General features: G+C 64.4%; 12 protein-coding genes. 6 read left to right on the top strand and 6 right to left on the bottom strand.

What is annotated here, in order from left to right:
* The first annotated feature begins 73 nt into the window (after positions 1-73).
* Complete coding sequence (locus ACQ5J0_RS09090; protein WP_462567147.1) at positions 74-2,833, top strand: TonB-dependent receptor domain-containing protein; 2,760 nt, start codon at positions 74-76, stop codon at positions 2,831-2,833.
* A gap of 89 nt (positions 2,834-2,922) precedes the next feature.
* Here ACQ5J0_RS09090 and ACQ5J0_RS09085 read toward each other — a convergent pair whose 3' ends face one another.
* The 3 genes from ACQ5J0_RS09085 to ACQ5J0_RS09075 form a co-directional block, all read right to left on the bottom strand.
* Positions 2,923-3,597, bottom strand: a complete 675-nt coding sequence (locus tag ACQ5J0_RS09085) for a response regulator transcription factor (protein WP_462567146.1) — start codon at positions 3,595-3,597, stop codon at positions 2,923-2,925.
* 76 nt (positions 3,598-3,673) lie between these two features.
* The gene (locus ACQ5J0_RS09080) at positions 3,674-4,816 is read right to left on the bottom strand and encodes an acyl-CoA dehydrogenase family protein (RefSeq protein ID WP_462567145.1); all 1,143 of its coding nucleotides are present in this window, start codon (positions 4,814-4,816) and stop codon (positions 3,674-3,676) included.
* 11 nt (positions 4,817-4,827) lie between these two features.
* A complete protein-coding gene (locus tag ACQ5J0_RS09075) occupies positions 4,828-5,805 on the bottom strand; it encodes an NAD(P)H-dependent flavin oxidoreductase (protein ID WP_462567144.1) in 978 nt (325 codons plus the stop codon).
* A 74-nt stretch (positions 5,806-5,879) separates the two neighbouring features.
* Between ACQ5J0_RS09075 and ACQ5J0_RS09070 the strand changes: the two genes are divergently transcribed.
* Positions 5,880-7,424, top strand: coding sequence for an acetyl-CoA acetyltransferase (locus ACQ5J0_RS09070; RefSeq protein WP_462567143.1), 1,545 nt, complete (start codon positions 5,880-5,882; stop codon positions 7,422-7,424).
* A 121-nt stretch (positions 7,425-7,545) separates the two neighbouring features.
* On the opposite strand, the gene ACQ5J0_RS09065 is transcribed toward ACQ5J0_RS09070, so the two are convergent.
* Positions 7,546-8,346 carry a crotonase/enoyl-CoA hydratase family protein gene (locus ACQ5J0_RS09065; protein WP_462567142.1) on the bottom strand — a complete coding sequence of 267 codons (801 nt, stop codon included), beginning with the start codon at positions 8,344-8,346 and terminating at the stop codon, positions 7,546-7,548.
* A gap of 84 nt (positions 8,347-8,430) precedes the next feature.
* Positions 8,431-9,615 carry an LL-diaminopimelate aminotransferase gene (locus ACQ5J0_RS09060; RefSeq protein WP_462567141.1) on the bottom strand — a complete coding sequence of 395 codons (1,185 nt, stop codon included), beginning with the start codon at positions 9,613-9,615 and terminating at the stop codon, positions 8,431-8,433.
* A 138-nt stretch (positions 9,616-9,753) separates the two neighbouring features.
* Here ACQ5J0_RS09060 and ACQ5J0_RS09055 point away from each other — a divergent pair, with 138 nt between their 5' ends.
* A complete protein-coding gene (locus tag ACQ5J0_RS09055; RefSeq protein ID WP_462567140.1) occupies positions 9,754-11,661 on the top strand; it encodes a PHA/PHB synthase family protein in 1,908 nt (635 codons plus the stop codon).
* A 62-nt stretch (positions 11,662-11,723) separates the two neighbouring features.
* On the opposite strand, the gene ACQ5J0_RS09050 is transcribed toward ACQ5J0_RS09055, so the two are convergent.
* Complete coding sequence (locus tag ACQ5J0_RS09050; protein WP_462567139.1) at positions 11,724-12,185, bottom strand: hypothetical protein; 462 nt, start codon at positions 12,183-12,185, stop codon at positions 11,724-11,726.
* Between ACQ5J0_RS09050 and ACQ5J0_RS09045 the strand changes: the two genes are divergently transcribed.
* From ACQ5J0_RS09045 to ACQ5J0_RS09035, 3 genes are all read left to right on the top strand, one after another.
* Positions 12,184-12,630: a phasin family protein gene (locus tag ACQ5J0_RS09045; protein WP_462567138.1), complete on the top strand. Its 447-nt coding sequence runs from the start codon at positions 12,184-12,186 to the stop codon at positions 12,628-12,630. The genes ACQ5J0_RS09050 and ACQ5J0_RS09045 overlap by 2 nt on opposite strands.
* Before the next feature lie 215 nt (positions 12,631-12,845).
* The gene (gene clpS / locus ACQ5J0_RS09040) at positions 12,846-13,229 is read left to right on the top strand and encodes an ATP-dependent Clp protease adapter ClpS (protein WP_462567137.1); all 384 of its coding nucleotides are present in this window, start codon (positions 12,846-12,848) and stop codon (positions 13,227-13,229) included.
* A gap of 104 nt (positions 13,230-13,333) precedes the next feature.
* Positions 13,334-14,554 (top strand): LptF/LptG family permease, encoded by a 1,221-nt coding sequence (locus tag ACQ5J0_RS09035; RefSeq protein WP_462567136.1) that lies wholly within the window; start codon positions 13,334-13,336, stop codon positions 14,552-14,554.
* Positions 14,555-14,556: the final 2 nt, after the last annotated feature.

Below are 14,556 nucleotides of genomic sequence, written 5' to 3'. Positions count from 1 at the left end.
GCTCCCCGATTTCCTACACGAGAGCCCTTCGGGTTCTGATGAATTACGACCGCAAATGAGGGGGTCAAACCACATGTCGACTGGTAAGCGGCTGGCAGGGTTGCTGCTTTTCACCACGGCGCTGTCCTTCCCGGGCTACGCTTATGCTCAAGGAACAGGCGGCGCGCCGAACACCGGGGCAGAGGGCTCTTCGCCCGACGATAATGCCGACGAGGTGCTGACGGACACTGCGCAGGGTACGGCGCAGACACAGCAGGTGGACGAGCTCGAGGAAGAACAGCCCGATGTCTCGATCCCCGGCGGCGGCAGCACGATCGTCGTGACCGGACGGCGACGTACGGATCCCGAGCGTTCCTCGACGCAGGTGGTTTCGGTCCTGAGCGCGAAAAGCATAGCGCGGACCGGTGAAGGCGATATCGCGGGCGCGCTTAGCCGCGTGACCGGTCTTTCGACCGCCGGCAACGGCCTCGTCTATGTCCGCGGACTCGGCGATCGCTATTCACTCGCGCTGCTTAACGGGCTTCCCCTGCCCTCGCCGCAACCGCTCAGCCGCGTGGTGCCGCTCGATATCTTCCCGACCAGCGTGATCGCATCCTCGCTGGTGCAGAAGACCTATTCCGCGAACTTCCCCGGCGAATTCGGCGGCGGGGTGATCAACCTCACCACCAAGGCCATCCCCGACGAGAGCTTTCTCGAGCTCAGCGTCAGCGGCAGCGGTGACGAGCAGACCACCTTCTCGACCGGCTACACCTATTACGGGTCGCAATACGACTGGTTCGGCTTCGACGACGGCAGCCGCGATCCGGGTCCGGAACTGCAGGAGTTTCTCGACAGCGGCGCGCGCATCGGCGATCAGGATGTCGATACCAAGGGCATCCTGCTCGAGCTCGGTAACCCGAACCGGATCCTGCTGCAGAAGAACGAATGGCTGCCGATCAACTGGTCGGCCGGGTTCACCGCCGGTACCAGCTTCGATTTCGGCGACACAGGGCGGTTCGGCGTGATCGCCACCGCTTCGCTCAGCAACAAATGGCGCAACCGTCGCATCATCTCGCAGAGCGCAGTCGATGCCGACCTCAATCTCGACAGCGATTTCGTCGAGTTCGTAACCGACAACCGGATTCTCGCCAACGGCCTACTCGGGTTCGGGCTGGAGCTTGGCGACCATCAGTTCCGCTTCACCAACGTCTTCATCCGCGACACGCTCAAGCGGGCCTCGCTGGAACTCGGGACGGATTTTCAAAACGACGACACCGATCTGATCCAGAACACTGCCTGGTTCGAACGGCAATTGCTCGACACGCAGTTCGTCGGCGAGCTCGAATTCGGCGATCTTTCGGTGGACCTGCGTGGCGGTTATGCGCAGACGCAGCGCGAAGCTCCGTTCGACTGGGAGTTCACCTACACCCGCACGAACAATCCCAACGATCCGCTGGGCAATGTCTTCGTCAACACACTCGACCCGCAGCGCGGCGGGGCTGTCGTATCGTTCTCGGACCTGACCGAGGATTTGTATTACGGCGGGATCGATCTGAGCTATCTGGTCACCGACTGGCTGAGCGCAACGGTCGGCTATGCCTACACCGACACCGAACGTCTCTCGACCCGGCGTGAGTTCGACATTCGCGCCTCGACCGGCTTCCCCGATGTCTTCGGTGGCTTCCGTCCAGACAATCTGCTGGGTGATGCGCTGATCGAACTGGGTTTCGATCCGGCGGCCCAGCGGGCTGGCGGTCTCGGCCCGTTCGAATACAACATTTTCGAAACAACCCAGTCCGACCCGGCCTTCGCGGCCACGTTGAAAATTCACGCGGGTTACGGCAAGCTCAATATCACGGCGGCCCCCGGGCTAACGCTCGACGCCGGCGTGCGCTACGAAGACGCTGTCCAGACGGTCAATCCGGTCGAGGTGTTTGCAAACCCGCTGGGCTCCACCAGTTCGACGCTGATCGCGAACGACTATTTCCTGCCGGCGGGAACGCTCACCTACGAGATCACGCCCGACCTGCAGGCCCGCATCAGCGCATCCGCAACCATCGCCCGGCCGCAGTTTCGCGAGTTGATCTTCCAGACCTATTTCGATCCCGAAACCAACCGCCAGTTCAACGGCAATCCGCGCCTGGTCGACAGCGAACTGATCAATTACGAAGCGCGTCTGGAATATTACCTCGGCGGCGGCGACCGGATCAGCCTGGCGGGCTTCTACAAGGACATCGAGAACCCGATCGAGGTCTTCTCGAGCTTCTCCGATAACGACCAGATCAGCGGTTTCGCCAATGCTCCTGCGGCAACGCTGTACGGCGCCGAGCTGGAAACGCAGGTGACCTGGGATCTCTACGACTGGGGCGGCTTCTGGGAGACCAAGCAGTTCCTGGTCGTGGCAAACTACACTTACACGCAGTCCGAGCTGAAGGTCGGCCCCGACGACATCGCGCAGGTGTTTCCGTTCGCCGACCAGCCGGCGACCAACTTCTTCCGCGACGGCGTTGCTCTGACTGGCCAGTCGGATCATCTGGTCAATCTCCAACTCGGGCTGGAGGATCAGGAAGAACTGCAGCAGTTCACCGTGCTGTTCAGCTATGCCAGCGAACGCGTGACCAGCCGCGGCACTTCATCGCTCCCCGACATCGTCGAGGATCCGGGCCTGCGGCTCGACCTGGTCTATCGCCAGGGCCTCGAGGCTTTCGGTATTCCGCTCGAACTGAAGCTCGAGGCGCGCAATCTCACGGGGCGCGACCATCTCGAGTTCCAGGACAACGGGACCACCCGGATCGACATCAACACTTATGAGGTCGGGCGCAGCTTCGGGGTCGGGCTTTCGGCCGAATTCTGAGCCGCACGGACATTATCCGCCGAGCGAGGGGCCGTCCTGCGGGGCGGCCCTTTTCGTTTCTGCAGTCGGTTCTGCAATCGGGAAGCGGCTCAAGCCGAGTCGTAGACGTAGCCGACCGAGCGCACGGTGCGCAGCGGCGGTTCGGCGCCGACCGCCTCGAGCGCACGCCGCAGGCGGCCGATCCAGACATCGACGGTGCGTTCGTCGATCGGGGAATCCTGCTTGCCCAGACCGGCGATGAGCGCCTGGCGCGTCAGCACCCGGTCGGGGTTTTCCGCCAGGAATCGCAGCAGCCTGAATTCATTGGGGCGCAGGCTGACCGGCTTGCCAGCCCAGCGCGCCTGCAGCGAGCCCATGTCGATCGTCAGCGGGCCGAGATCGAGCACCTTGGCAAGATGGCGCTGCTCCAGCGGCGAGCGCAGCGCCAGCACCCGGTCGAGCACGCTGCGGCGATCGAGCGGCCCGATCAAATAGTCGTCCGCGCCGGCCTGCAGCGCGCGGCGGCGATCCTCGGCGTCGCCGCACTCGAGCACCATGGTCACATGCGCGTCCTGCATCCGCGGATCGGCGCGCAGCCGGCGGCACATCTCGAGCCCCGCCATGGTGGGGAGCACCCAGTCGACGAACACCCAGACCGCGCCTTCGGCGAGCCGGTCCGGGCCATCGGCGCCCAGCCGCGCGAAGACGAAGCGCGTGCCTTCGTGCTCGAAGCTTTCGAGCGCTTCGCCGAGTTCGGCGGTCAGAAATATCGTGACGGTTTCCACCCCGGGCCCCTCCTTGGGAGAGAGACCGGATTGGCGCGCTAGTGTGACCTGATTGTGACGGGATTGCGGGCGAAATTCAGATAGCGCGGCCGACCACTTCCTTCATGATCTCGCTGGTCCCGCCGTAGATCCGCTGGACGCGCGCATCGCGCCACAACCGGGCGATCGGATATTCGTTCATATAGCCCGCACCGCCATGCAACTGCAGCCCCATGTCGCAGCACTCCCATTGCAGTTCGGTGTGCCACAGCTTGGCGGCGCTGGCCTCGTCGGTGGTGAGTTTGCCCTGCAGATGGCGCGTGATCGCCCAGTCGAGATGCGCCCAGCCGACCTGCAGCTTGGCCTTGAGGTCGGCGAGGACGAATTTGGTGTTCTGGAACTCGATCACGGTGCGACCGAAGGCCTTGCGGTCCTTCACGAAGGCGACCGTCTCGTCGAAAGCGCGCTGCGCCCCCGCCTGCGCGCCGACGGCGATAGAGAGCCGTTCCTGCGGCAGTTCCTCCATCAGATGAATGAAACCGCGGCCCTCCTGCCCGAGCAGATTGTCCCTGGGCACGCGGCAATCCTGGAAGAACAGTTCGGAGGTATCGGCGGAGTGTTGGCCGATCTTGTCGAGATTGCGCCCGCGCTCGAACCCGGTGGTCCCGGCGTCGACGAGGATCAGGCTGGTGCCCTTGGCGCCTTGGCTGGGGTCGGTCTTGGCGACCACGATCACGCAATCGGCGTTCTGACCGTTGGTGATGTAGGTCTTGGAGCCGTTGACCACCCAATGCTCGCCATCCACCGTGGCGGTGGTCCGGATGCCCTGCAGATCGCTCCCCGCGCCGGGCTCGGTCATGGCGATGGCGGTGATCACGTCGCCCGAGACCATGCCGGGGAGATATTTCGCGCGCTGTTCGTCGGTCCCGAGCCGCTCGAAATAGTTCGCGGTGATGTCGTTCTGCAGCGTGAAGCCGGCCGAGCTGCCGAGATAGGCCAATTCCTCGGTTACAATGCAGTTGAAGCCGAAATCGAGCCCCAGCCCGCCGTTCTCCTCGGCAACGGTGGGGCACAGCATTCCCGCCTCGCCCAGCGCCTTCCACGCCTCGCGCCCGACGATGCCCTCCTCCTCGTGTTGGTCGAGAAAGGGGGTCATGTGTTCGGCGAAGACCTTGCGGACGGTGCCGCGGAAGGCTTCGTGGTCATCGCTATAGGCGGTGCGGCTGGCGGTATCGAGCATGGGTCTGGTCCTCAGGCGTTCAGGAAGCCGGTCAGGCGCTGGCGGATGATCTGGTCGGCTTCGGCCATGATCCTGTCGATCAGATCCTTGCAGGTGGGAATGTCGTGGATCAGTCCGGCGACCATGCCGCAGGACCAGGCGCCGGCGTCCATCTCGCCTTCCATCATGATCCGCGGATAGACGCCCGCGACCTCCTCGATGATGTCCTCGAACTTGAGATCGGCGCCGAGCTTGCGCTCCTTCTCGATCAGCCGTTCGACCGCGTCGTTGGTCATGACCCGTTCGGTGTTGCGCAGGCTGCGCATCACCAGCCTGGTGTCGAGCTCGGAGGCGGCGACGATCGCCTGTTTCACATTCTCGTGCACCGGCGCTTCCTTGGTGGCGATGAAGCGGGTGCCCATGTTGATCCCCTCGGCACCCATCGCGAGGCTGGCGACGAGGCTGCGCGCATCGGCCTGCCCGCCGCTGGCGACGAAGGGAATGTCGAGCTCGTCCGCCGCGCGCGGCAGCAGGATCATGTTGGGGATGTCGTCCTCGCCGGGATGGCCGCCGCATTCGAAGCCGTCGACGCTGACCGCGTCGCAGCCGATCGCCTGCGCTTTCAGGCTGTGACGCACGCTGGTGCATTTGTGGATTACCTTGATCCCGGCATCCTTGAGATGCGGCAGCACCGCCTGAGGGTTGTTGCCCGCGGTCTCGACCACCCTGACCCCGCCCTCGATGATGACCCTGATCAGCCCGCCGTAATCGGGCGAGTTGACGCTGGGCAGGAAGGTCAGGTTCACGCCGAAGGGCTTGTCGGTCAGCTCGCGGCACTTGGCGATCTCGGCGGCGAGCTTCTCGGGCGTTCCCTGGGTCAGCCCGGTGATGATCCCCAGCCCGCCGGCGTTGGACACCGCCGCGGCGAGCTCGGCAAAGCCGACATAATGCATGCCGCCCTGGATGATCGGATGCTCGATACCGAACATTTCGGTGATGCGGGTCTTCATGGCGGCTCTTCCTTTGTGTTTCGTTTTGCAACGCGTATCGGTCGCACGAGAGGCGCGCAAGGGAGAGATGGTGCATGGACGAGCGGGACGAGACAGGCGAGCGGACACCGGTGATCGTGGGGGTCGGCCAGGTCAACGACCGCCCCGAGCGGCCCGAGGACGGGCTCGACCCGGTCGGGCTGATGGCCGAGGCGCTGAGGCGCGCGGACAGCGATGCCGGCGGAGGAATGCTGGCGAAGTGCGATTCGCTGGCAGTGGTCAGCCAATTGGCCTGGCCGCAGCTCAACCCGGTCGACGGCAAGCTCGCCGAAGCGCTGGGCATCGCGCCCGCGCATTGCGAGCAGACCGCCATGCCCAATGGCGACAGCCCGATCCGCCTGCTGCACGAAGCCGCCAACCGCATCGGCGCGGGCGAGGCGCGAATCTGCGCGGTGGTCGGCGCGGAAGCGCTGCGCACCGCGGCGCAACTGGCTGCCGCCACGGCGAAGGCTGGGGACGACAAGCCCAACGCGCTGCGCGATGCCAGCCATAGGCGGCGCGTGGGCTATGCGCAGAGCTATGGGCTGACGGTGCCGGTCGATGTCTATCCGCTCTACGAGAACGCCGGCCGCGCCGCCTATGGCCAGTCGCTCGCCGAGGGTCAGGCCGAGAGCGGCGCGCTTTGGGCGGGGATGAGCGAGGTCGCCGCGCGATGCGAGCACGCCTGGATCCGCGATGCCGTGGCACCGGAAGACGTCGTGACGCCATCGGAGGGCAACCGACCGCTGGCCTTTCCCTACACCAAGCTCCAGGTGGCCAATTCCTCGGTCAATCAGGGGGCCGGATTTTTGGTCACCAGCCTGGCCGAAGCACGGCGGCGCGGGATCCCTGAGGAGCGGCTGATCCATATCGGGTATGGCGCCGCGGCGCATGAGCATGGCGATTTTCTCCGGCGCGACAGCTACGCCGGCTCGCCCGGGCTGACCGTCTCGATCGCGCGGACGCTCGAACTCAACGGAGTCACCGCCGCCGATCTCGACCATGTCGAGCTCTACAGCTGCTTCCCCTGCGTCCCCAAGATGGCGCGCCGCGTGCTCGCCTGGCCGCTGGACAGACCGATCACCCGCTTCGGTGGGCTGACCTTCGGCGGCGGGCCGATCGGCAATTACATGAGCCATGCACTGGCATGCATGGTCGAAACCTTGCGCGAGACCGGCGGGCGCGGCCTGCTGTTCGCCAATGGCGGCTACGCCACGCACAACCACACGATCCTGCTCTCGGCCGAACCGACCGGCGTATGCTTCCCGCAGGATTTCGACTATCAGGCCCAGGCCGATGCGCTGCGCGGGGAGATCCCGCCGCTCGAGGAAGCCTATTGCGGGCCGGCCACGATCGAGACCTACACGGTGCACTACGCGCGCGACGGCACGCCGAGGCTGGGAACGGTCGTGGCGCGGACACCTACGGGCGCGCGGACCTTGGCAAGCGTTCCGCCCGAGGACCGGACCACGCTCGACCTGCTCACAAGCGGAGTGCAGGAGCCGGTGGGCAGGCCGGGCACGATCCTCGACGGCGAGACCGGGAACGATCTGCGCCGTTGGGTGCCGGACGCAGCCTGGAGCACTTCTTCTCCCCCTTGAGGGGGAGGCCGGGTGGGGGTGTTCGGCGCTCGAAGCTTCATGCGCCGTACCCCCACCCCCGGCCCCTCCCCAAAGGGAGGGGTGTAGCGACCCCGTTCTCTGACTGTGCTCGAGCCGCGCGTCAGAGGTCGGTGAACTTCGGCGCGCGCTTCTGCATGCCCGCCATCACGGCCTCGACCTGATTGGGACGGCGGATGACCTGCGCCTGCTCCTCGCTTTCGGCGAGCAGGATCGCGTCGGTGTTGCCTTCCAGCATCGTGTCCATCAACCGCTTGGCGGCGCGGATCGCCTCGGGGTTGCGGCTGGCGATGGTCTCGGCGATCGCCTGAGCACGCGCCAGCGGTTCCTCCTCGAGGAACGTCGCCAGCCCGTATTCCAAAGCCTGTTCGCCGGTGAACTCGCGGTTGGTGTAGGTCAGCTCGCGCAGCACATCATCGCGGATCAATCCGCGCCACAGCGCGTAGCCGCCCATGTCGGGGACCAGCCCCCATTTCATCTCCATGATCGCCATCCGCGTTTGCGGGTGGACCACGCGGATGTCCGCGCCGCTGGCGATCTGCAGCCCGCCCCCGAAGCACACGCCGTGCACCGCCGCGATCACCGGAACCGGGCATTTGCGCCAGGTCATCGCGACTTCCTGGAACTTGTTGGCGTTGCCATGGGTGCGCTCGGTCAGCGGCGCGGCCTCACCCGAGGGCGCGGCGGTGAAGCTCGCCATGTCGAGGCCCGCGCAGAACGCGCGCCCCTCGCCCGAGAGCACCACCGCACGCAGACCAGAAAGTGTCCGCACATGCTCCCCCGCCGCGATGATCGCGTCGAACATCGCCGGGTCGAGCGCGTTCATCTTGTCGCCGCGGGTCAGGCGGACATGCGCGACGCCATTGTCGGCGAGCTCGAAGGATACGCGATCATTGGGCTGCATGGGATGGTTCTCCTGAAGACTGCGCCGATGACGGTGCGCGAGCGATGCGGCCCTGTCCACACCGTTCGGGTCTGGCCGAAGCGATCAGCCGCCGCTCTTCGCGAGGAAGCGCTTGATGTTACGCGCAGCCTGGCGGATGCGCTGCTCGTTCTCGACCATGGCAATACGGACATAGCCCTCGCCTTCCTCGCCATAGCCGACCCCCGCGGCGACCGCGACATCGGCTTCCTCGATCAGCCGCTTGGAGAATTCGAGACTGCCCATGCTCTCGAACCCCTTGGGCAGCTTGGCCCAGGCGAACATCGAGGCGGCCGGAGAGGGGATATCCCACCCCGCCCGGCCGAAGGATTCTACCAGCACGTCGCGGCGCTTCTGATACAATTGGCGATTGCTCTCTATGATGTCCTGCGGGCCGTTGAGCGCGGCGCAGGCGGCCGCCTGGATCGGGGTGAAGGCGCCGTAGTCGAGATAGCTCTTAACCCGCGTCAGCGCCGCGATCAGTTCGCGATTGCCCACCGCGAAGCCCATCCGCCAGCCGGCCATCGAGTATGTCTTCGACATCGAGGTGAACTCGACCGCGACCTCCTTGGCGCCCTCGGCCTGCATGATCGACGGTGTCGGCACACCGTCGAAATAGAGTTCGGAATAGGCCAGGTCCGAGATCACCCAGACCCCGTTCTCGCGCGCCCAGTCGACCACACGCTGGTAGAAGGCGAGATCGACCACCTCGGCGGTGGGATTGGATGGATAGTTGACCACCAGCATGGTCGGGCGCGGGACGGTGTATTGCATCGCCCGGTCGAGTTCCTTCCAATATTCCTCGCCGGGTGTGGTCGGGACCGAGCGGATCGTCGCGCCCGCGATGATGAAGCCGAAGGTGTGGATCGGATAGGAGGGGCTCGGCGCCAGCACCACGTCGCCCGGGGCGGTGATCGCGGTGGCGAGGCTGGCGAGCCCCTCCTTCGAGCCCATCGTCACCACGATCTCGTTTTGCGGATCGAGTTCGACCCCGAAGCGGCGCTGGTAGTAGCTCGCCTGCGCGCGGCGCAGCCCCGGAATGCCCTTGGACTGCGAATAGCCATGCGCATTGGGCTTGCGCGCCACTTCGCACAATTTGTCGATCACGTGCTGCGGGGGCGGCTGGTCGGGATTGCCCATGCCCAGATCGATGATGTCGCGGCCCGCCTGACGCGCGGCGTGGCGCAGGGCGTTCACTTCGGCGATCACATAGGGCGGCAGGCGTTTGATGCGGTATAAGTCGTCGGACATGTGGGTTCCCGGGACACGAATGGCTCTTGTCACATTGATTACCTATTCATGGCGCAGGCGCAAAGACAGTCGCTATAGCGGATGCGCGGATAATCTAGGCTGCTACAAAGGCCTGCTTGCGCGCGGGAGGGATTTGGAATGAGCGACAGACGGGAGACCGGCGGAGAAACGACCGGCAAAGCAAGCAATCCCGAGGCCGAGCCCTTCGCCCAGGCGCTCGCGATGCAGAACCAGTTGGCGCAGGCCATGTTCGCGCCGCTCATGACCGGTGCCGAAGACCGCCCGGTCGCGATGGACGACATGCAGCACTGGGCCGAGACCGGGCAGAAGCTGCAGGGCATGTGGCTGCAATATCAGACCGAACGCCTGTCCGACCCGCAGGCGATGCTGCCCTATCTCGATCCCTCGCGCTGGATGACGCTGGCGCAAGGCTGGTTCCGGCAGATGCCGCTGGCGCATGTCGAGCAGCAAAAGGCGCTGTGGGACGAGGGCTTCCGGCTGTGGGAAGATGTGCTCGGGCAATATGGCATCGGCTCCAAGGCGAACGAGGCCGCGGCGGGCGATCCGCAACTCCCGCGCAAGGACCGGCGTTTCGCCGACGAGAGATGGCGTGCGCACCCTGCGTTTGCGCTGCTGCACCAGACCTATCTGTTCCTCGCCGAACGGGTCGGCGAGATGGTCGACCGGATCGAGGGCCTGCCCGACGACAAGCGCGAGCAATTGCGCTTCACCACCAGGGCAATCACCGAGGCGGCGAGCCCAGCGAATTTTCCGCTGACCAATCCGGTGGTGCTCGAGCGCACGCTGGAGACGCGCGGCGACAATCTGGTCAAGGGGATGGAGCATCTGCTCGTGGATCTGCGCCGCGGACAGCTCAGTCACACCGATTCCAAGGCTTTCAAACTGGGCGAGAACATTGCGGTCACGCCGGGCAAGGTGGTCCACGAGACCCCGCTCTACCAGCTGATCCAGTACAGCCCGACCACCGAGAAAGTGCTCGCCACCCCGCTGGTGATCTTTCCGCCGTGGATCAATCGCTTCTACATTCTCGACCTCAACGAGAAGAAGAGCTTCGTGCGCTGGGCGGTGGCGCAGGGTCTCACAGTATTTATGGTGAGCTGGAAATCGGCCGATGCCAGCATGAAGGATGTGGTTTGGGACGATTACGTCCGCGCCCAGATCGACGCGATCGACCATGTCCGCAAGCGGCTCGGCGTGCCCAGCGTCAACGCGATCGGCTATTGCGTTGCGGGAACGACGCTCGCCGCGACGCTGGCGGTTCTTCACCGGCGCGGCGAGCAGGAGAGGGTGAAAAGCGCGACCTTCTTCACCGCGCAGGTCGATTTCGAGAAGGCCGGCGAACTGCTCAACCTCGTCGACGACCAGCAGATGGCGGCGATCGAGGCGCTGGCACCCGAAGGCTATCTCGACGGCCGCTACATGGCCGCGGCCTTCAACATGCTGCGCGGCACCGATCTGATCTGGAACTATGTCGTCAACAATTACCTGCTGGGCGAGGACTATCCGGCCTTCGACCTGCTCCACTGGAACGGCGACGTCACCAATCTGCCCGCGAAATGGCACAAGCAGTATCTGTGCGATCTCTATCGCGACAACCGACTGGTACAAAAGGACGCGCTTTGCGTCGATGGGACGCCGATCGATCTCGGACTGATCCGCACCCCGGCCTATATCCAGGCTGGCCGCGAGGATCACATCGCCCCGGCGCAGAGCGTCTGGCGGATAACCGATCACCTCGCCGGGCCGATCCGTTTCGTCCTCGCGGGTTCGGGCCATATCGCCGGGGTGGTCAACCCACCCGAGGCTAACAAATACCAGTACTGGCTCAACGAGGGCGAGACGCGCAGCCTTGATGAGTTCACGCAGGGCGCGACCGAGCATTCCGGCAGTTGGTGGCCGGACTGGATCGAATGGCTGCGCGCACAGGATGGCGAAACAGTTGCGGCCGCGGGCAAGCGCAAGCCCGGTTCGCGCGGCGATACCGTGATCGAGGACGCTCCCGGACGTTACGTCATGGCCCGTTGAAGAGCCACGGACCGCCAATGGTGCAGTGCACAATAAATCCTTGACTTCGCAGTTGCAGCATCCTACTTGTGCAATGCAACAAGAAGCGAGGACTCCATGGCCGAGAGCCAGACCAAAGCCGATAGCGCCGCCGAGAAGGCTTTTGCCGAGGCAAGCCTGAAAGGGACTGGCCTGAAGGCGACGGACTCGAAGGCGACGGACTCGAAGGCGACGGACTCGAAGGCGACTGGCGCCAAGTCCGTCACGGGTGAAAACGTCGACCTCAAGGCTGTCGAAGAGGCAGTCGAGGCCGATGTCGCCGCTCCTGCCAAAGCGGTTGACATCGCCAAGGCCGTTGCAGCTGAAAAGAAGCCCGTTGCGAAACCCGATGCTTCGAAGGCGATGAAGGGCAAGAAGAAGGCTCGCGCCGCCAAGCCCGCCTCGAAGAGGCCGGTACTGGCGAAGCAGCCCGCTCGGCCCCGTACGACCCCGAGCCCCCCCATTCCCACCCCCATTCCAAAGACCCAGCGCAAGGATACCGTCATGGCTACTGCCAACACCACCACCACCGATTTTACTGCCACCGCCCAGAACACCGCTGCCGAAATGCAGAACCGCGCCAAGGCAGCCTTCGAAAAGAGCACCGCTCTGACCGGCGAAGTCACCGAATTCCACAAGGGCAATCTCGAAGCGCTCGTCGAGAGCAGCAAGCTGCTCGCCAGCGGCATGCAGGACCTGGGCCGCACCTATATGGAAGATGCCCGGACCGCCGCCGACACGGTGACCGATGACGTCAAGAAGATGGCCGCCATCAAGTCGCCCACCGAGCTGTTCCAGCTGCAGGGCGAAATCGCGCGTCGCAATTTCGATGCCGCGGTCGCCCAGACCTCGAAGAACACCGAAGCGATGATGAAGCTCTTCACCGGGGCTTTCGCGCCGCTTTCGAACCGCGCCAGCGTTGCCGCCGAGAAGGTCTCGAGCGCCGCCTGAGCCGATAACGATTTCTGTCGCCGGGCTTCTCTCTCCTCTCTCTCTCGGCCCGGAGGCAAACGACAACGGGTCGGATGGTGTGCATGCCATCCGGCCCGTTTTCGTGTCATCGCCAACTTTCCGCCTTGGCGAAGGGGTTATTTTGTCATGAAACGCCCCCGATCCGCCCGCCATGGGTTGCGAAGCGGCTCGGCCATACGATATTGCAGTGCTCAATGACCCGCCTGATCGCCTCTTGCAGCCAGCTGCCCCTTCCCGCCCGCGCTGCGGACGAAGGCGCGGGCGAAGACGATAACGACACCGAGCGCCGCATCGGGGTCGCAACCAAGACCCGAGCCAAGCCCAAGAAGCCGAGCCAGTACAAGGTGCTGCTGCTCAACGACGATTACACCCCGATGGAATTCGTGGTGATCGTGCTCAAGCGGTTCTTCCGGATGGATATGGAAGAAGCGACGCGGGTGATGCTGCATGTCCACCAGAGGGGTGTCGGCGTCTGCGGGATATTCCCCTATGAAGTCGCCGAAACCAAAGTGAACCAGGTCATGGATTTTGCGCGGCAGAACGACCATCCGCTGCAATGCACGCTCGAGAAGGCCTAGCGGGGCTTCCGATTGCCGCCGCTTGGCTCGTCTAAACCATAGGGCATGACCCGGCGGCGTTTTCGCGCTAGAGCAAACGACCCATCGAAAAGTCACGGCGCGCCTTGTTCAACTTCATCCCCAGCATCGATCGCTACATCTTCCGGCTCGTGATCGTGCCGATGCTGGGTGTGTTCGCGCTCGCTGCATCGCTGCTGACGCTGGACAAGATGCTGCGGCTGTTCGATTTCGTCGCGGTCGAAGGCGGACCTGTCGGCGTGGTGTTCAAGATGCTGGCCACGCTGATCCCCGAATACGCCAGCCTGGCCATCCCGCTCGGCCTGCTGCTCGGGATCCTGTTCGCCTTTCGCAAACTGGCCACTTCGAGCGAACTCGATGTGATGCGCGCAGTGGGGCAGAGCTACGGGCGGTTGTTGCGTGTTCCCTATATCATCACTTTCGTGTTGATGGCGGTGAACATTGCGCTGGTGTTCTACATCCAGCCGATCAGCCGCTACACCTACGAACAGCTCGAATACGAATTGCGCTCGGGCGCGCTGGGCGCCTCGATCAAGGTCGGCGAATTCACCTCGCTGGCGGACCGGATGGCGCTGCGGATCGAGGAAAGCGAGGACGACGGCCGCGAGTTGAAGGGTATTTTCGCGCGCGTTGCCAACGACAAGGGTCAGGTCCTGTCGATCTCGGCGCGCGAGGGAGCCTTCCTCGCAACCACCGACAGCCCCGACACGATCATCCTCCGCCTGCTCGATGGCACCATCGTCCAGGATACCGGCAGCCAGACGCCGCGCGTGCTAACCTTCACCCGCCACGATCTGCCGATCGATCTTCCGCAGATGGAGGAATTCCGGACCCGCGGCGATGCCGAGCGGGAATATATCCTGCCCGAACTGCTCAGCGTCGGCTGGAGCCAGGAAGAACCCGAAATCAAGCGGGCAGCCAGTCAGGCCAGTTTCAACTTCCGCATGGTCGAGGTCGTGATGATGCTGCTGATGCCGCTGCTGGCGGTGGCGCTCGCCATTCCGCCCAAACGATCGACCAGTGCGCTGGGCGTGTTCGTGTCGATCGTGATGGTGGTCTCCTATCACAAGGTGAACGAATACGGCGAGGATATCGCCGCGCTGGGGCGGATCGATCCGTTCTTTGCGCTGTGGGTTCCCTTTGCGGTCTTTGCCGCGCTGATCGGATGGATGTATTACCGGGTCGCTTTCGTCCCTGGGGGCCAAGCCATCGGCGCGCTCGAAAACATTTTCGCGAAACTCGCCAAGTGGATCGGCCGGCTGTTCGGCCGCGGGCGGCGCGAAGCGCATTTGGCCCCGGCCGAGTAGGA

The organism is Qipengyuania sp. SM2512 (assembly GCF_054954005.1).
The sequence above is the reverse complement of the archived record's forward strand: the minus strand, read 5'-3'. Positions and strand labels throughout refer to the sequence as shown.

What these genes read in the sequence shown, in the direction of transcription:
- clpS (WP_462567137.1), top strand. Translation starts at nt 12,846, where the DNA reads ATGACCCGCCTGATCGCCTCTTGCAGCCAGCTGCCCCTTCCCGCCCGC.
- ACQ5J0_RS09080 (WP_462567145.1), bottom strand. Translation starts at nt 4,816, where the DNA reads ATGCTCGATACCGCCAGCCGCACCGCCTATAGCGATGACCACGAAGCC.
- ACQ5J0_RS09075 (WP_462567144.1), bottom strand. Translation starts at nt 5,805, where the DNA reads ATGAAGACCCGCATCACCGAAATGTTCGGTATCGAGCATCCGATCATC.
- ACQ5J0_RS09070 (WP_462567143.1), top strand. Translation starts at nt 5,880, where the DNA reads ATGGACGAGCGGGACGAGACAGGCGAGCGGACACCGGTGATCGTGGGG.
- ACQ5J0_RS09060 (WP_462567141.1), bottom strand. Translation starts at nt 9,615, where the DNA reads ATGTCCGACGACTTATACCGCATCAAACGCCTGCCGCCCTATGTGATC.
- ACQ5J0_RS09045 (WP_462567138.1), top strand. Translation starts at nt 12,184, where the DNA reads ATGGCTACTGCCAACACCACCACCACCGATTTTACTGCCACCGCCCAG.
- ACQ5J0_RS09090 (WP_462567147.1), top strand. Translation starts at nt 74, where the DNA reads ATGTCGACTGGTAAGCGGCTGGCAGGGTTGCTGCTTTTCACCACGGCG.
- ACQ5J0_RS09065 (WP_462567142.1), bottom strand. Translation starts at nt 8,346, where the DNA reads ATGCAGCCCAATGATCGCGTATCCTTCGAGCTCGCCGACAATGGCGTC.
- ACQ5J0_RS09055 (WP_462567140.1), top strand. Translation starts at nt 9,754, where the DNA reads ATGAGCGACAGACGGGAGACCGGCGGAGAAACGACCGGCAAAGCAAGC.
- ACQ5J0_RS09050 (WP_462567139.1), bottom strand. Translation starts at nt 12,185, where the DNA reads ATGACGGTATCCTTGCGCTGGGTCTTTGGAATGGGGGTGGGAATGGGG.